Here is a 16,855-nt window from a genome sequence, read left to right as displayed (position 1 = left end):
AAAAACCGGCCCCGGGAAGGGCCGGTTCGCTTTCGCCCGTGATGTCGTCTCAGTGACGCACCGGCCGTACCATCGGCTCATCCGGTGTGAAAAGCTGGCTGGCGTGCTTCAGGTCGGTCTTCAGCGCCTCCTTCAGGGTCGAGCCGAAGGCGCTTGCCTTGGTCGCTTCCCGCCGGGCCATCGCCTTCAGATCGGCGGTCAGCTGGTCCCGTGTCTCGCCCAGAAGCCGGTCCTCGGCCTCGGTCTGCGGGAAGAGCCAGGCCACCGCAGCCCCCGCCAGCGCCAAAGCCGCGCCCACGGCCAGCGGATTGCCTTCCACGGCCACGCGCCCTTTTTCGGCCATCGCGATGCGACCAAGATAGATTCGCTCCCGCGCCTGCAAGGCCTGGTCGCGGGCCGCGCCCGACAGCGAGCCGAGCCCCTTGCCAAGCGCCGCCTTGGTCTCGACCGCCAGCGCTGCCATCACTTCGGCCCGGTGCTTCGCCAGTTGGGCCGCGGGGGCCAGCCCACGTCGGGCCGCGTCGTCGATCTGGCCAAGCATCTTGCGGGCCTTCTCGCGCAAGCCGCGCGCCTCGTTCAGCCAGTCCTCCTCCGGGTCCACCGGCTCGGGCGCGGGCGGGCCGCCCTCGTCCTCCCAGCGGGTCAGCGCCTCGAACTTCGTGCCCGCCATCGCCGGGATCGCGCCGGCCGCCTCGGTATCCGGCCCGTTCCTGCGCCCGAAGACCACGGCGGCCAGAGCCACCCCTGCCACCGCCGTCATCATCGGATGCGCGCGGACCGCGCCATCCAGCCGCGACAGCATCGGCGAGGCCTGCGCCATCAGCGCCTCCTTGCCTTCGGTCATCAGATTCGCCGGGCGCAACCGGTCACGCAGCGCCACCAGCGACTGCGCCAGCGCCATGCGGTCTCGTTCCAGGTCCCGCTCGATCTCATGCTTCTCGAAATCAGCCATGTCGCACTCCCGTTTCCGTCAGGCCCTGCTGCACCGCCTCGGCATCCCGACGCAGGCCGCGCAAGGCGCGATCCGGCCAGATCCCGCGCAACCGCAAAGCCGCACGTCCGGCCATTGCCAGACCCAGGGCCACCAGGCAGAGAACCAGGCCCACCACCAGCGCCGCCCAGACCGGGCCAAGCCCCGCGACCGCCAGAGCGGCCACCGCCGCCCCGGCCAGCACGTTCAGCCCGACCAGCCCCACAACCGCTGCAACAGCGATCTTGGCCAGACCGGACCCGGCGGCCTTCAGACCCTCCGTCGCCTCGGCGCGGGCCAGCCGGAACTCGCCCTGCACCAGACGCCCGATCCCGGCGGATATGTCGGAGAGCAGGGACATGATCCCCGCCGCCCCATCCTCAGGATGCGGGGCCATCAGACCCGCGGCTCCTGACGCTGGCTCGACGACCGCATGAAACGTGCCACCGCAAAGCCCGCGACGGCCGCCGCCACCATGAAGGCACCCGGATGCTTCCGCGCCAGCACCTTCAAGTCCTCGGTCAGGTCCGTCACCGAGCGCTGCCGCAAGGCATCCGACGCCGTGGTCAGCCCCTGCGCCACCGACGACAGCACGCGCGATTTCAGCGCGTCGTCATCGCTGTCGGCCGATGCGCCTTTCAGGGTCGCGGCCAGCCGCTCGCCGACATCAGACAGGGATTCCCTCGCCGCGTCGGCTTTTTCCACCGCCACGTCGCGCACCGTCTCCAGCGCCGACCCCGCACCGGCGACGATCGCGTCCTTCGCGTCAGCCGCCGTGTCCGTCGCTTTCCGGATCACGCCGCCCAGCCGCGACTGACCCTCGGCCAGCGCGTCGCTCGCAGCATCCTTGGCGTCATCGACCATGTCGCGCGCGCCTTCCATCATGTCCGACGCGGTGCGTTTCGCCGCCGTGGTCGCGTCTCCTGCCGCCTGCATTGCAGCCTTGCCGCCCTCACGGACCTTGTCGCCCAGATTTTCCGCCGCCGAGGTGACGGACTGTTCGATATCCTTCGCAGCGTTCTTGTAGCTCGCATTCATCGCAGTTCTCCCACAATCGAGATGGCACCGAAGACGGCGGTCCAGGGGCCGGGTCGTCTTCCTCGCCCATACAATGCGCGCATGCGCACTCCGGTTCCCTGCAATGCCCCTAGGTCATCAATCGCAGGCCGACAATTTTCGCTGAAGCGGGAACCGGCTCCCGTATCCCGGCGTTGCAGCCCCAGATCACCATTCGCAGCGCCTTCCGGGGCGCCTGAAGCAAAGGAGAAAACCCATGCTTGGCTGGGCTGTCACTTTCCTCATCATCGCGATCATCGCCGGCGTCCTGGGCTTCGGCGGCATCGCCGGGACCTCTGCCGGGATCGCCCAGATCCTGTTCGTCATCTTCCTGATCCTGTTCCTCGTGTCGCTCCTGCGCGGTGCGCTGACACGCTGACCTCCGTCCCCAAGGAAGCGGTCCTTCCCTGCCGCCTTCCCTTGCACTGGGCTGCAACACCGGTTGCAGCCCATTTTTATTGGGAAGATGGCAGCCCTCAGACCGGACTCGGGTCCACCGGCTCGGACAGGATTTCCAGCGCGACAGCCACCCCGCGACCGGCCAGCTGCGGCGTCAGGCGGTCGACGAACTGCACCAGCGACGTCGCGGCCTTGCCGGGCAGGCAGATCAGCTCGATCTCCGAAGCCTGACGTCGCCGAAGCGACGGCAGCAGCGTCAGCACCGCGCACATGGTGGAAAACACCGCCTCGCCATGGTCGCCGTCCACCGCCAGGACCAGCCGGTCCAGCCCGCCCGCAGCCTGCACCGCGCCATGCAATGCACCAAGCGAGGCGCTATGGCGGAAATCGGCCCAGATCATCTCGGCGCCGGGCAGGGCAAGCTCGGCGAGCGTCATCCGCACCAGATTGCTGCCCGCGACGAAGACCCGCGCCGCGCTGTCCGGCTTTACCGCCTCGGGCCTCACTTGCAGCGCCAGATCATTCAACAGGACAAGCTTGCGGTCGGTCATGGCGATACCCCCAAAAGACAGGTGATCCCGGACCCCGGGATGCGCCCTGACCAACGCCCGCGCGCTGCCTGCGGTTCCCCGCGCGCCCGGAGGGAACCGGTTCCCCGATCCGCACGTTTGCTGAAAAGCGCAAACGGGGGACATCATGGCAGACATCGACGAGGCCGCAGCCCAGCGGCAGGACCGGCTGACAGCTCCGGTCGAAAGCGGCCATTCCATCGTCACACTGACCACGCTTGCCACCATCACCACCGTCTGCGCCATTCTCTACATCGCCAAGGACCTGTTCCTGCCGCTCGCGCTGGGGATGCTGATCGCCTTCGTCCTGACCCCCCTCGTCAATGTCCTGCGCCGCCGGGGCCTGCGCGACATGCCGGCCGTGATCCTCACCGTGATCTCCGCCGGCGCGCTGGTCGCCGCCTTCGTGCTGATCCTCGCCTACCAGATCTCCCAGATCGGGGTGAACCTGCCGCAGTACCAGGGGAACGTGCTGGACAAGATCGACACCCTGCTCGACGCGGGCACCGGCAACAAGTTCGTGGCCCACCTGCAGGGCATGGTCGAGAACATCTCCGAACGGCTCGAGGCCGAATCCGCCGGACCGGATGCCGGAAGCCAGACCATGAAGGTCGAGGTGGTCGAGCACACCGGAGTGATGGACTGGCTGAACGGCGTCATCCTGCCCGCCCTCGCGCCCGTCGGCATCTTCGGTCTGATCTTCGTCGTGGTGATCTTCGCGCTTCTGGAGCGCGCCACCCTGCGCGACCGGCTGGTGCAGCTGATCGGCGGGTCGAACATCCTCGCCACCTCGCGCCTGCTGGCCGAAGCCGGGTCCCGCGTCTCGACCTACCTTCTCGCCCAGCTGGTCGTGAACGTGATCTATGCCGTCCCGATCTGGCTGGGCCTCTGGCTGATCGGGGTGCCGAACGCGCTGTTCTTCGGCCTCGTCACCCTGGTGATGCGTTTCGTGCCCTATATCGGCTCGGCGATCTCGGCGATCCTGCCCTTGCTGATGGCCTTTGCCGTCTCGCCCGACTGGTCGCTGGTGATCTGGACCGGTGTCCTCTTCGCCGTGGTCGAGTTCACCACCTCGAACATCATCGAGCCCTGGTTCTACGGCCAGCGCACCGGAGTCTCGCCGCTGGCCGTGATCATCTCGGCGATGTTCTGGACCTGGCTCTGGGGGCCGATGGGGCTGATCATCGCCACGCCGCTGACCGTGTGCCTGGTGGTCATCGGCCACCACGTCCCCAGCCTGCGTCTCTTCCCGATCATGTTCGGCGACCAGCCCGTGCTGGCCGATTCCGCACGCCTCTACGACCGCCTGCTCGTCGGCCGCTCGTTCGAATTCACCGAGGCCGCCGCCTCCACCACCGCGCAGAACTACCTTGCCGACTATTACGACAGGACGGCGATCCCGGCGCTGGTCCTTGCCCAGGCCGACCATCAGGCGGGCCTCCTGTCGGACCAGCAGACCCAGCGCATCGCCCATGCCGCCTGGGTGCTGACCGAAGAACTGTCGACCGTGGTCGAGGACGAGCTTGCCCTCGGCTCCGAAGCCGCCGAGCCCGAGGAGGGCGCCTCGCTCATCACCAACGGGCGGCTCGACGGGCTTGGTCGCAAGATCGTCGTGCTCGGCGCGCAGACCCGGCTGGACGAGGCCGCCGCGCAGATGGTCGCCCAGGCGCTGCGCGCCGAAGGGGCCGAGGTCCAGGCGCTTCCCCTGCGCACCGCACTTCCGCGCGGGCTGGGCGGCTTCAAGCCGGAAACCGTGGTTATGGTCTCGCTCGACGACACGCCGTCCCCCGCGGCCGAGTTGCAGTTGCGCCAGTTCCGCCGCCGCATGGCCGACGTGCGTCTCGGACTGGCGCTTTGGCCCACCTTGACCACGGAAACGGCCGCGCCCCGTCGGAAGGGCGCGGCCGATTTCCTGGCCTTGGGGATGGAGCAGCTCTTTGCCGAAGCCTTCCAGAAGCCCGCGGCGGCGGCGGCCTAGAGCTCCGCCGCCCCACGGGTGCCAAGGTCGGGGCTCTTGCCCTTGACTGCGCCCGCCACGATCTCGGCCAGCCCGCGCAACAGTCCCGGGCCATCCCAGACATCGGCGCGGCCGGGGTCGATCACCAGCGTCACCACGTCATGCGCCTCGGCGCCGCGCGGCCAGAACGCCTCGGCACCGGGGTTCCAAAGGTCCTTCACCAGGCCCTTGTCCGCATCCACCGTGGCCTCGCCCACCAGCGCCACATGGTCGCCCTTGCCCTGATAGCTCAGGAACACCCGGCCATCGACACGAATGTCCCGCGCCGCCGAACTGTCGCTTTCCGTCAGGATGTAGATCACGCCCTTCTCCGGCGTGGGAATCGTCGACATGGGGCGCCCGCGCGGGCCTTCGCTGCCCTGAGTCACCAGCATTGCGATGTCGATCGCCTTCAGCATCTCCCAGACCCGCTCGGCCGGGATCGGCTCCAGCTTCGGCGGGTTCTGCGTGTTCTCGTGATCGCTGACCAGGGCCATTTCAGTCTCCATTTGGAAAGGGGGTTGTCCTAAGTCCAACGCCCCATCGGCCCCCGGGTTCCGGGGCTCAGCCCGCCACCGCCTGCCAGACGGTCACGGACTGCCAGGCCAGCGGCGCAGTGCTGTCCTCGATAAGATCGCAGACGATAGGATCGCGCGCGGTATCCAAGCGGCGACGCCAGCTTCCCTCGGGCAGCACGAATTCCGCATCATCCCCCGCGTTCAGCACGATCAGCAGATCGGCCTCGGACCGATGATAGCGCAGCCCCAGCGGCCCGTCGGCATCCCAGTCGGCATCGCCCATCGGTGCGCCGGATTGCCACCAGCTGACCTCCGGCCCCTCGCCCTCGCCCGGCCCCTTCGCAAAGCGCGAATCCGCCAGTCCCACCTCGCGCCGGAACGCCGCCAGCGCGGATACCGCTGCAATCAGCCGCTGGTCGGCCTTTGCCCAGTCCAGCCAGGCGATCTCGCTGTCCTGGGCATAGGTGTTGTTGTTGCCGCCCTGGCTCTGGCCGAACTCGTCGCCCGCCAGCAGCATCGGCACCCCCTGCGACAGGAGCAGCGTCGCCAGCATGGCCTTCGACCGCCGGTGCCGTGCCTCCAGAGTGCCCGGGTCCTCTGTCGGCCCCTCGACCCCAAGGTTGTGGCTCAGGTTGTTGTCGCTGCCGTCGCGGTTGCCCTCGCCGTTCGCCTCGTTGTGCTTGTGGTCGTAGCTGACCACGTCGCGCAGGGTGAACCCGTCATGCGCCGCGAGGAAATTTATGCTAGAGGTCGCCGGCCGCTGCGAATGGTCGAACTGCACCGGAGAGCCCAAAAGCCGCTGCGCCAGCTCGCCCCGCAGGCCCGGATCGCGACGCCAGAAAGCCCGCATGTCATCCCGCGCCTTGTCGTTCCATTCGCGGAAGGGAAAGGGAAATCCCCCCACCTGATAGCCGCCTGCACCGATATCCCAGGGCTCGGCGATCAGCTTGACCTGCGCCAGCACCGGGTCCTGCCGGATCGCGGCGAAGAAGTTCCCGTCGCGCTCGAACCCCGCCGCATCGCGGCCAAGGGTCGAGGCAAGATCGAAGCGGAACCCGTCGACATGGACGACCTGCACCCAGTAGCGCAGACTGTCGATCACCATCCGCATCACCATCGGATGCGCCACGTTCAGTGTATTGCCGCAGCCCGTGGTGTCGAAACAGTGCCGCTTGTTCTCGGCCAGCAGATAGTAGCTGGCATTGTCGATACCACGGAACGACAGCGTCGGGCCCAGTTCCGAACCTTCGGCCGTGTGGTTGTAGACCACGTCCAGGATCACCTCGATCCCCGCCCGGTGCAGCTTCTGCACCACCGATTTCACTTCTTCGATCCGGCCAGTGTTCAGATAGGCCCGGTGCGGCGCGAAGAAGGACAGGGTGTTGTAGCCCCAGTAATTCTTCAGCCCCTTGTCCAGCAGGAACTGGTCATGCAGGAACCCGTGCATCGGCAGCAGTTCAACCGCCGTCACCCCGATCCGCCGCAGATGCTTGATCACCGCCTCCGAGGCGAGCCCCCCCAGATGCCCCCGGTCCGACTCGCGCACGCCGGGATGCCGCATCGTCGCGCCCTTCGGGTGCGCCTCCCAGATCAGCGTGTCTTCCCAGCGGTGCCGCAGCGCCTCCTCGGCGTCCCAGTCGAACTCAGGGTCCTCGACCACCGCCTTCGGCACGAAGGGCGCCGAGTCGCGGTCGTCCCGTGTCAGATCGTCCCCCGTATGGCCGAAGACTGCCGGGTCCCAGGTCAGCTCCCCGCGCAACTCCCGCGCATAGGGGTCAAGAAGCAGCTTCGCGGGATTGAAACGGTGCCCCGCCTCTGGCTCCCAGGGACCGTGCACCCGGTAGCCGTAGACCTGGCCGGGCCGCACCCCCGGCAGATAGCCGAACCAGATGCCGCCCTGTATCTCGGGCAGCTCCAGCCTCGCGGTCTCGGCCTTGCCCTCGGCGTCGTAAAGGCACAGCTCCACCCGCGTCGCGTTTTCGGAGAACAGGGCGAAATTGGTGCCTTCACCATCAAAGACCGCCCCGATCATGTCGGGACGGCCTTTGGTGGCATCGAAGCCCGGCGTGGGCTGGCTGTCCTGGATCATTGCACCCCCTGCGCTTTCCGGCTCTGGCCCGCCCTGCCGGACAAGAGCTGGAACACCGGAGTCCTGAGCGCTCCGCGCCGCGCCAGCATCGCCGAGGTGACCAGAGTGGTCTCGCCCGAGACGCGGAACCAGCGCCGGTCCTCCTCGGGGTCGTCGCCGATCTGCAACCCGTGCGGCACCACCGTCCCCGGCGCGACGATCACGTTCGACAGCCGTACCCCCGGCGAGACCCGCGCCCCCGGCATCAGCACCGAGCGGTCCAGCGCCGTCCACCGGCTGGGGTCCTCGCTGCCGACAAGCGGCGACATCAGCCGCAAACCGCCCAGGTTCAGGCTGGCCTGAAATGGCTCGCGCGGGGCACGGCCCAGGGCCTCCATCTGCATCCCCGGCACGAAGGGCCTCCGGCACGGCGGCGGGCCCGCCTCGAAGTCGAGCCAGCTTTGCCGCAACCCATCCAGCGTCCCCACGTCGCGCCAATAGCCGTCCCAGCGCCAGACCGCCGCATCACCCGCCTGCACCGCCCGCGGGATCACGTCCTCGCCGAAGTCCAGCACGGCCGGATCGTTCAGCAATTCGCGCAGCCAGGCCCAGTCGATCACATAGATCCCCAGCGACGCCAGCGACCGCTTGGGATCGCCGAAGATCGCCGCCGGCTGTGTGGGCTTCTCGGCAAAACCCGCGATCCGGTGCCCCGGCCCCTCGGTGACGATGCCGAACCGCCCCGCCTCTTCCCGCGGGACCGGCATCGCCGCCAGCGTCAGGGCGGCGCCCGACTCCCGGTGCGCCTCCACGAAATGCCGGTAGTCCATCGAATAGACATGGTCCGCCGCCACGACCAGCAGCTCCTTGGCCCCCATCGCATCCAGCTGCGCCGCATTGGCCCGCAGCACATCCGCCGTCCCGGCATAGCCGCGCCCCTCGCGGGCCGCCTGCCCATCCCGCAGCTCCAGCCTGTCGCCCCAGAGCGGGGCCCAGACCTTCTGCAGATGCGTCGTCAGCGTCGAGGGCCGATACTGCGTGCCCACGATCACCCGGCCCACCCCCGACCGCGCCAGCGAGGCCATGGTGAAGTCCACGATCCGATGGAACCGCGCGAAGGGCAGCGCGGGCTTGCACTCCCGCCCGGTCAACTCGTGCAGCCGGGTTCCCTGCCCGCCGGCCAGGACGATCGCGACGATATCGGTCAGTTCGGGTGTGTCGGACACGGCAACCTCGCTTCGCTGGGGGGTCTTCTGGATGTGCCTCCATCAACACCCGAACGCCGCGGAAGTTCCCATCACGAATGGGTCAATGCGCTCAGTTCAGCCGATCGTCGAAGCTGCGATGCTCATAGGGTTCGTCGCCGAACTCCGCCCCCCGATGGATCACCGTCATCCCCCGCATCCGACCCGCCACGCCCCTGATGATCAAGGCCCGGACCGGCGGCAGCAGCAGGATCAGCCCCAGCGCGTCGGTGAAGAATCCCGGCAGGATCAGAAGCACCGCCGCCACCCCCACCAGCGCCCGGTGCGCCAAGGGCGACAGCGGGTCGTGCAGCCCCTCGCGGAACCCCCGCTGCAGGGTCTCGCGGCTTGCCAGCGCCGTGCCTTTCAACAGCAGCACCCCCAGCACCCCGCTCAGCAGCACCCAGGCCAGCGTCAGCCACAGGCCCAGCTTCGCCCCCAGCGTGACGAACAGCCCGATCTCGATCAGCGGCAGCGCCAGCAGTCCCAACACGATCCACATCGCCGCTCTTCCCCCGTTCCTTGCCGCCGCGTGGTAGACTTCGCCGCGACCCCACCCTACATAGGGGCAAGCCGTGCCAATTCAAACGGAACCACCCAGTCCAGAGGTCATCCATGAACGGGTCCCTGATCCAGCTCCTCGTCCTTGCCGGGATCGCGATCTTCCTGATCCTCAAGCTGCGCTCGGTCCTCGGCACCCGTGACGGTTTCGAGAAACCGCCGATCCCGCTGGACGAGGTCCGCCCCCGCCTCCGCCGCGACTTCGAGGTGATCGAGGGCGGGCCGGACCGCGACATCACCGACCATGTGCCCGAAGGCTCCGACGCCGCCCGCGCCCTGGCCGAGATGAAGAAGGCCGAACCCGGCTTTGCCGTCGGCCCCTTCCTGCAAGGCGCGCGCGGCGCCTACGAGATGATCCTGATGGCCTTCGAGAAGGGCGAGCTTGACCGCATCCGTCCCTTCCTTTCCGACGATGTCGAAGCCAGCTTCGCCGAGGCCATCGCCCAGCGCGAAAGCGGCGGGCTGACGGTCGAGGCCAGCTTCCTCGGCATCAAGGAGCTTGCCCTTCAGGATGCCACCTTCACTCCTGAAAGCCGCTTCGGCGAAATTGCCGTCCGCTTCGTGGCCGACCAGACCTATGTCGTGCGCAACAAGGCCGGAGAGATCGTCGAAGGCTCGCCGCGCGAAGTGAAGAAGACGCGCGACATCTGGACCTTCGCCCGCCAGATGGGGTCGGACGACCCGAACTGGCAGCTTGTCGCCACCGGCGACTGACCTTTGGGATGCGGCCGGCGCTCGCTTTCCTTGCCACCGCGGCGGCCCTGATGGCCGCCCCGCTTCCCGCCGAAGTCCTTGATTTCGAAGCGCTCGACGGCTGGCGCGACGACAACCATGTCGCCGCGTTGCAAAGCTTCCTGAACACCTGCGACCTGATCGACGCGCCCGACTGGCAGCCGATCTGCGCCCTGGCCGCCGATGTGCCGAAGGACGAGGCCTCGGCCCGCAGCTTCTTCGAGCTTTTCTTCAAGCCCGTTGTCGTGGGCGCCCCTCCCGCCCTCTTCACCGGCTATTTCGAGCCCGAACTGAACGGCTCCGCCACCCGCGGCGGCCGCTTCCAGTATCCGATCTACCGCCGCCCGCCCGAGTTGCAGGAAGGCATGGTCTATCACAGCCGCGCCGCCATCGAAGGCGGGGCCATCGCCGGACGCGGTCTCGAACTCGCCTGGCTCGACGATCCGGTCGATGTCTACTTCCTGCAAGTGCAGGGCTCGGGCCGCATCCGCATGACCGACGGCACGGTGATCCGCGTCGGCTATGCCGGGAAGAACGGCCATGCCTACCGCTCCGTCGGGCAGGAGATGATCCGCCGCGGCACCCATACGCTGGATCAGGTCTCCGCCCCGGAAATCGCCAACTATGTCCGCACCAACCCCGGCTCAGGCCGCGACCTCCTCGACACCAATCCCTCCTATGTCTTCTTCCGCAAGATCGGCACGCTGAAGACGGAAGACGGGCCCATCGGCGCGATGGGCCGCTCGATCACCACGTTGCGCTCCATCGCCATCGACCCGAAGTTCACCCCCCTCGGCGCGCCGGTCTGGATCGAGAAGGACGGCAAGCGCCCGATCCGCAGCCTGATGGTGGCGCAGGATACCGGCGGTGCGATCAAGGGAATGCAGCGCGCTGACATCTTCTACGGCACCGGCGCCGGGGCAGGAGATGCCGCAGGCACGGTCAAGGACCGCGGCCGCATGGTGCTGCTCCTGCCCATCGACCGCGCCTTCGCGATGCTGGAAAGCGACTGACCCGATGCGCCGCCGCCGCTCCCTCTCGCCCGAGGAGGCGGACCTCTGGCGCTCCGTTGCCCGCACCGCGCGGCCCCTGCACAGTCCCCCGATCCACCTGCCCGAACCCGCGCCCGCCCCGGAGCCGCCGCCGCTCGCCCATGCCCGGCCACGCCTGTCGCCCTTCCTGCTGGGCGAAAAGCATCGCAAGCCCGAAAAGCATGACCTCGCGCCCGGCCTGTCCGATCTGGTCGCTCAGGTCCCCCTCAGGATGGACGCGGGCACCCATGCCAGGATGACCCGCGGCAAGCTGCAGCCCGAAGCCCGGATCGACCTGCACGGGATGACCTTGGCCGAGGCGCATCCCGAACTGATCCGCTTCATCCTCAACGCCCAGTCCTCCGGGTTGCGGCTGGTGCTGGTGATCACCGGCAAGGGCAAGCGGCGCGAGGATACCGGCCCGATCCCCCAGCGCGTCGGCGCGCTGCGCCACCAGGTTCCGCACTGGCTCCACCTGTCGCCCCTCGGCCCGGCGGTCCTGCAAGTCACCGAGGCGCACCTGAAACATGGCGGCGGCGGCGCCTACTACGTCTATCTCCGCAAGCGCTAAACCAATACAATTAAACTAAAATTCGCCTTGCTCCTTGGGAAATACTCCACGGGGGTCCGGGGGTGTGAAACCCCCGGCGACCGATGCAGCAGGTCGACCGCTACTGCCCCTCCGCGATCGCCCCCACCGGTTTCAGGACGATCTCGGTCGCGTTCCGCACCGTCAGCACCAGCCCCGGCAGAAGGCCCACCCGCGCCCGGGCATCGGCGGTGAAGGCGTCCGCAATCCCCACCAGCCCGCCGAACAGCTTCAACAGCGCCGGGTTCTCGCCCAGGTTCAGGTGTCCCGCTCCGGTGGTATAGGCCGCCGTATCCAGGTAGATCACGTTCAGGTCGGCGATCTTTTCCACGCTGTTGATGTTGCCCAGCCGGTCCCCCGTGCCCGACAGCGTCGCCGAGATGTTCAGGATCCGGTCGCGCGAGCTTCCGAAGATCACGAAGGGCTGCGGCAGTTTGCCGATATCGCGCGCCTGCGCCCGGAACACGTCCAGGTCCAGGTCCGGCGCGATCAGCACCACGCCCTTGATATGATCCAGCGCATGGGGCCCGTCTTTCAGCACCATCTGCCGCAGGCCCTCCATCGTCAGGAAGGCGCCCATCGAATGCGCGATGATGATGATGTCCCGCGCCTCGGCATCCTCGACCTCGTCCAGCAGGGTGACGAAACCCGACCGCCCGAACAGCACCGAATCGCGGTCATAGACATAGCCCAGCGCCGACCCGCGCGAGGGCCAGGCGTAGTGCACCGCCACTCCCGGCACCTCCAGGTCATGGTGCATCTGCGCCACCCGATAGACCCCCTCGGCCATGGTGTTGTTGAAGCCGTGGACATAGACTACCGCGTCCTTTTGCCCCCTCAGCTTCATCGCCGCCCGCAGCGCCGCGCTGAACTCGTCCGCCGAGCCGAAGCTCCGCTGGTCCAGCGTCAGGAAGTCGCGCTTCCCGTCCGGCTTGCGGCTTTTCGGCGGCCAGTTCACCTTGCCCGGTTCCCGGTCCGGCGGGATCGCGATGTCATAGCGCAGGAAGGCCGGCTCGCCCGACCGGCCGAAGGCATAGACCTCGCCGTCCTTCATCCGCGTCGTGCCGACGAAGATCGTCTCCGGCACGCCCCCCGACAGCCCGGCAGGCGCCATGGTGAAATCCCCCCGCGCCGCGCAAGCCCCCAGCAGCAGAACCATCAAAAGCTTGCGCACCGGCATCTCCCCTTTCACCCGACCCTCACCCGCCCGCCGGGCGGCGTCAACCCGCCCTTCCCGGTGGACAGCGAACCCCCGCCGCAGCTACCCTTTCCCGATCACGGAAGGAGCCGCGAATGAAACTCACCGGCAAGACCGCCCTCGTCACCGGCGGCAACCGCGGCATCGGGCTTGCCACCGTCCGCGCACTCGCCGAGGCGGGGGCCGAGGTCCACTTCACCGCCCGCAGTGCGCCAAACCTCACCGCCGCCCGGCGCGACCTGGGCGAGACGCAGGCCACCGGCCACCTTGCCAACATGACCGACCGCATCGCCATGGCGACGCTTCTCGACCAGGGCTTCGACATCCTGGTGAACAACGCCGCCGTCATCGCCCCCATCGGCCGCATCCTCGACATCCCGGCAGAAGACTGGGCGACAAGCATCGACATCAACCTCACCTCCGCCTTCCACGCCACCCAACGCGTATTGGCCCACATGGTTGCGCGGGGCGGCGGCACCATCGTCAACATCTCCTCCGGCGCGGCCCATCGGCCACAGGAGGGCTGGTCGGCCTACTGTGCCGGCAAGGCCGGGCTCGCCATGCTGACCCGCTCGATCCATCTGGAATATGGCGCCCAGGGCATCCGCATCTTCGGCTTCGCCCCCGGCGTCGTCGACACCGACATGCAGGTTGCCATCCGCGCCTCGGGCATCAACCCGGTCTCCAAGCTGCCCCGCGAAAGCCTCGCCCCCGCGTCAGAGCCCGCCCGCGCCATCGCCTGGCTCTGCACGCCCGCCGCCGATCCCCTTGCCGGGCAGGAGCTCGACGTCCGCAACCCCGAACTGCGCGCCGCGTCCGGGCTGCCCCCTCTGCCCTGACGCGTATCTACAACCTGTAGTTACATGTATCTACACAGATTCCCGCGCCTGCATCCGCCAAGCCCTTGCCCCGAAAGGCCCCCATGCGCCCCGCTTTCCTCGCCCTCGGCCTTCTCGCCAGCCCGGCGTTCGCCGATCCCTCGCTGCAGGACGCCACTTCCGGCCTCGACCTTTTCCCCTGCGAGCTTTCCAGCCTGTCCTGCACCACCCTTGCCGTGCCGCTCGACCACCGCGCCAACGATCCCGCGCAGACGCTGGACATCACCTTCGCCCTCTCCTTCGCCAGCAGCGAAAGCAAGGGCATCCTTTTCTATTTCGTCGGCGGTCCCGGCGGCTCCGGCCTCGCCTCGGCCGACAGCTATCTCGCCTCCTTCGACCCCTCGCTGACCGAGAATATCGACATCGTCTTCGTCGACCAGCGCGGCACCGGCCCGGTCCACGGTCTTGCCTGCCCGAAGGCGCAGGCAACCTTCGACATCGCCCCCGCGCCGCTCACCGACCCCGAGGCCATTCTCGCCACGGCGAAAACCTATGTCGCCGATTGCACCGCAGAGCTTGACGCCGACGCTCTCCTCGCCGTCGTGAACACCGACCAGGCCATCCGCGACTCCGAGCTGTTCCGCCAGAAGATCGGCGCGCCGAAGGTCTGGCTCTACGGCGAAAGCTACGGCACCCAGCTGGTCCAGGCCTATGCGACGCAGTTTCCCACCGCCGTCAGGGGCGTGATCGTCGACGGTGTGGTCGACCTCACGCTCACCTCCGAGCAGTTCTACCGCCGCTACACGCTTGCCGCCGAGCAACTCCTTGCCGAAACCTTCGCCCTCTGCCCCACCATTCCCGCCTGCAAGACCGACATTCCCGGCGATGCCGCACAGGTCTATGACGATCTCGCCGCACGCCTCGCCGCCGCCCCGGTGACGGTCCCCTACATCCTCGCCGACGGCAGCACCGCCCAGCGCCAGCTCACCGCCGGGCTTCTCGAAGCGACCGCCTTCAACGCCCTCTACTCTTCCGAGGGCCGGGCCGAGTTCCTGCGCACGCTTGCCGCTGCCGGGCGCGGCAATCTCGTGCCCATGCTGCAGCTTGGCTATTCCAATATGTATATCGACCCGGAATCCGAAATCGGCATGGAGGATTCCGGCTGGTTCGGCGCCGCCTACTACGCCATCACCTGCAGCGACTACGGCAGCGGCGAAGGCACCGCCGACGAAAGCGCCCGGCGCATCCTCGACGAGGCGAACGCCCTTGCACCCGAGGCGCCTCGCCTGATCCGCTCCTATTTCCTGGAACGCATCGCCTGCACCTACTGGCCGCAGCAGGGCCCCGACACCCGCCCCGCGCCCTATGCCGGGGGCGATTTTCCGACCCTCGTCCTGAACGGCGACCGTGACCCGATCACCCCTATCACGATGGCCTGGTCGGTCCTCGACAACGCGAAGAACGCCTATGGCGTCTTCATGGCCGGAGGCCCGCATGTCATCTGGGGCCGGGGCTTCGCCTGCCCCGACACGATCGTCGAGGCGCTCCTCTATGACGGCACCCTGCCCGCCGCCCACGAGCAGTTGTGCGAACAGGACCCGGTCGGCGACTATACCCCGCTTACCCTGACCGACCCGGCCCAGCTGGCAGACCCCTTTGCCGTGGCCCGCGCGGTAGAGACCGAGCTTATGAACTACATCCCGCTCGCGGGCTGGAACGGCGAACATCCCGCCAGCTTCGGCTGCCCCTTCGGCGGCACCCTGACGGCCACGCCTACAGATCAGGGCACCGACTTCGCCTTCGCCGATTGCCACTTCTGGCCGGACCTCGGCTTCGGCGGCACCGGGGTGGAACTGTCGATGGACGCACCCGAGGACGGCCTGACCCTTACCCTCGGCTTCACCGGCGCGGTGCAGGGCGATGTCACCTACCTCCACCGTACGGCGGATGAGGCCTACAGCCTGACCGGCACCTGGAACGGCCAGCCCGCCGCCCTGCCTCGCAACGGACCCTAGCCATGACCGCGCCCGCGCCCCCTGATGTCGCCGAAGCCGTCCGCGCCCTGATGCCGGAACTTCGTCGCCAGGGCCTGATCGCGCTCGGCCTGATCGTCGTCTCCATTGTCGTCTCGGGCGTCCTGCTGGTCCTGATCCTGAACGCCCAGATGGAAAGCCGGGACCGCTGGAAACTCGCCTTCTTTGCGGCGGGGGCAGGCGTCTTCGCGGCGGTCATGGCCTGGAAATGGATGATCCGCGCGCAAGAGCGGCTGGTCATGCCGATCCTGGCCCGCTCCATCGGCCTTGGCTACGCCAAGGACGCCAAGGCCTTCGTCAAGGCCCTGCCCAAGCGCCTTCTCCCTGCAGGCCTTCGCGGGGGCGAAGATCACATCCACGGCACGCTCGGCGCCCATGCGATCCAGCTTGCCGAGGTGACGGTCGAAACCGGCGGCAAGAACTCGAAGACCCTGTTCAAGGGCATCGTGGCACAGTTCCCTAATCGCACCGCCATGCCCGCCTTCTTCATCGCCCGCGAGGACAAGACCCGCCCCGGCATCTTCTTCGGCGGCGACCTTTCGACCGACGGGTTGCGCCACCTCCGCAATCTGGTCGCGGGCGGCCGCACCTACGGCATCTGGACTTCCTGGGCGGAGGGGCCGGAACCGCCCGCCCTCTCTGCCGTGATCGACATCCTCACCAGCCTTGAAGGCCGCCTCGGTCCGGGGGCCGAGCTTTATGCCGCCACCTCGAACGGGGTGGAAATGCACGTCGCCCTCAGCCACAGCCGCAACCTGTTCCGGCTCGGTGGCCTGTTGCCCGCCGAGGACCGTCTTTTCGCCGAAGTGCAGCAGGCCATGCAGGACCTGACGATCCCGCTCACCCTGGCGCAAGCCCTGATCCAGGCCGAGGAAACGGCGGCTTCAAAAGGTTAAGCGAAGGTAAAGGCCCACGCTTAACACCTTGATTTTACTTGACCTGAAAAGCTGCCCACGCGTGGGCAGCCTATTTCGCCACCCTCGCATTCCGGCTGGCGATCAACCGCAGCCGCAGCGCATTCAGCCGGATGAACCCTTCCGCATCCTTCTGGTCATAGGCGCCGGCATCCTCCT

The 16,855-nt window shown here is 68.0% G+C and carries 17 protein-coding genes; 8 read left to right on the top strand and 9 right to left on the bottom strand.

Translation table 11 applies throughout. The annotated features are described in order from the left end of the window. Positions 1-49: 49 nt before the first annotated feature. The 3 genes from V7Q39_RS05355 to V7Q39_RS05345 are packed head-to-tail and all read right to left on the bottom strand — an operon-like array spanning position 50 to position 2,008. Positions 50-952 carry a hypothetical protein gene (locus V7Q39_RS05355; protein ID WP_333815537.1) on the bottom strand — a complete coding sequence of 301 codons (903 nt, stop codon included), beginning with the start codon at positions 950-952 and terminating at the stop codon, positions 50-52. Continuing rightward, complete coding sequence (locus tag V7Q39_RS05350) at positions 945-1,367, bottom strand: phage holin family protein (RefSeq protein WP_333815536.1); 423 nt, start codon at positions 1,365-1,367, stop codon at positions 945-947. Before V7Q39_RS05350 ends, V7Q39_RS05355 begins: the two co-directional genes overlap by 8 nt. Then, a complete protein-coding gene (locus tag V7Q39_RS05345; RefSeq protein ID WP_333815535.1) occupies positions 1,367-2,008 on the bottom strand; it encodes a hypothetical protein in 642 nt (213 codons plus the stop codon). Before V7Q39_RS05345 ends, V7Q39_RS05350 begins: the two co-directional genes overlap by 1 nt. Positions 2,009-2,243: 235 nt before the next feature. Between V7Q39_RS05345 and V7Q39_RS05340 the strand changes: the two genes are divergently transcribed. Continuing rightward, complete coding sequence (locus V7Q39_RS05340; RefSeq protein WP_333815534.1) at positions 2,244-2,405, top strand: DUF1328 domain-containing protein; 162 nt, start codon at positions 2,244-2,246, stop codon at positions 2,403-2,405. Between the two features lie 97 nt (positions 2,406-2,502). On the opposite strand, the gene V7Q39_RS05335 is transcribed toward V7Q39_RS05340, so the two are convergent. Further along, positions 2,503-2,976, bottom strand: coding sequence for a hypothetical protein (locus tag V7Q39_RS05335; protein ID WP_333815533.1), 474 nt, complete (start codon positions 2,974-2,976; stop codon positions 2,503-2,505). 145 nt (positions 2,977-3,121) lie between these two features. Between V7Q39_RS05335 and V7Q39_RS05330 the strand changes: the two genes are divergently transcribed. After that, a complete protein-coding gene (locus tag V7Q39_RS05330) occupies positions 3,122-4,972 on the top strand; it encodes an AI-2E family transporter (RefSeq protein ID WP_333815532.1) in 1,851 nt (616 codons plus the stop codon). Here the strand turns inward: V7Q39_RS05330 and V7Q39_RS05325 are convergent. The 4 genes from V7Q39_RS05325 to V7Q39_RS05310 form a co-directional block, all read right to left on the bottom strand. Then, a complete protein-coding gene (locus tag V7Q39_RS05325; RefSeq protein ID WP_333815531.1) occupies positions 4,969-5,487 on the bottom strand; it encodes a pyridoxamine 5'-phosphate oxidase family protein in 519 nt (172 codons plus the stop codon). The two genes, V7Q39_RS05330 and V7Q39_RS05325, sit on opposite strands and share 4 nt — an antisense overlap. Before the next feature lie 67 nt (positions 5,488-5,554). Next, positions 5,555-7,597 (bottom strand): glycogen debranching protein GlgX, encoded by a 2,043-nt coding sequence (gene glgX / locus V7Q39_RS05320; RefSeq protein WP_333815530.1) that lies wholly within the window; start codon positions 7,595-7,597, stop codon positions 5,555-5,557. Next, a complete protein-coding gene (locus V7Q39_RS05315; RefSeq protein WP_333815529.1) occupies positions 7,594-8,802 on the bottom strand; it encodes a glucose-1-phosphate adenylyltransferase family protein in 1,209 nt (402 codons plus the stop codon). The genes glgX and V7Q39_RS05315 overlap by 4 nt, the downstream gene beginning before the upstream one ends. A gap of 91 nt (positions 8,803-8,893) precedes the next feature. Beyond that, the gene (locus V7Q39_RS05310; protein ID WP_333815528.1) at positions 8,894-9,322 is read right to left on the bottom strand and encodes an FxsA family protein; all 429 of its coding nucleotides are present in this window, start codon (positions 9,320-9,322) and stop codon (positions 8,894-8,896) included. 113 nt (positions 9,323-9,435) lie between these two features. Here V7Q39_RS05310 and V7Q39_RS05305 point away from each other — a divergent pair, with 113 nt between their 5' ends. Genes V7Q39_RS05305 through V7Q39_RS05295 form a run of 3 tightly spaced genes read left to right on the top strand, consistent with a single transcriptional unit; the run spans position 9,436 to position 11,715 of the window. Beyond that, positions 9,436-10,095, top strand: a complete 660-nt coding sequence (locus V7Q39_RS05305; RefSeq protein WP_333815527.1) for a Tim44/TimA family putative adaptor protein — start codon at positions 9,436-9,438, stop codon at positions 10,093-10,095. Between the two features lie 8 nt (positions 10,096-10,103). Then, positions 10,104-11,126 (top strand): murein transglycosylase A, encoded by a 1,023-nt coding sequence (mltA, locus tag V7Q39_RS05300; protein ID WP_333815526.1) that lies wholly within the window; start codon positions 10,104-10,106, stop codon positions 11,124-11,126. Positions 11,127-11,130: 4 nt separating this feature from the next. Then, positions 11,131-11,715: a Smr/MutS family protein gene (locus V7Q39_RS05295; RefSeq protein WP_333815525.1), complete on the top strand. Its 585-nt coding sequence runs from the start codon at positions 11,131-11,133 to the stop codon at positions 11,713-11,715. A gap of 100 nt (positions 11,716-11,815) precedes the next feature. Here V7Q39_RS05295 and V7Q39_RS05290 read toward each other — a convergent pair whose 3' ends face one another. After that, the gene (locus V7Q39_RS05290; protein ID WP_333815524.1) at positions 11,816-12,907 is read right to left on the bottom strand and encodes an alpha/beta hydrolase; all 1,092 of its coding nucleotides are present in this window, start codon (positions 12,905-12,907) and stop codon (positions 11,816-11,818) included. A 119-nt stretch (positions 12,908-13,026) separates the two neighbouring features. Between V7Q39_RS05290 and V7Q39_RS05285 the strand changes: the two genes are divergently transcribed. The 3 genes from V7Q39_RS05285 (at position 13,027) to V7Q39_RS05275 (ending at position 16,678) form a co-directional block, all read left to right on the top strand. Then, a complete protein-coding gene (locus V7Q39_RS05285; RefSeq protein WP_333815523.1) occupies positions 13,027-13,770 on the top strand; it encodes an SDR family NAD(P)-dependent oxidoreductase in 744 nt (247 codons plus the stop codon). An 83-nt stretch (positions 13,771-13,853) separates the two neighbouring features. Next, positions 13,854-15,764, top strand: a complete 1,911-nt coding sequence (locus tag V7Q39_RS05280; protein ID WP_333815522.1) for an alpha/beta hydrolase — start codon at positions 13,854-13,856, stop codon at positions 15,762-15,764. Between the two features lie 2 nt (positions 15,765-15,766). After that, a complete protein-coding gene (locus tag V7Q39_RS05275; RefSeq protein WP_333815521.1) occupies positions 15,767-16,678 on the top strand; it encodes a hypothetical protein in 912 nt (303 codons plus the stop codon). The last annotated feature ends 177 nt before the right edge of the window (positions 16,679-16,855 follow it).

The organism is Tabrizicola sp., assembly GCF_036781545.1.
In the GTDB taxonomy this organism is placed as follows: domain Bacteria; phylum Pseudomonadota; class Alphaproteobacteria; order Rhodobacterales; family Rhodobacteraceae; genus Tabrizicola.
The sequence above is the reverse complement of the archived record's forward strand: the minus strand, read 5'-3'. Positions and strand labels throughout refer to the sequence as shown.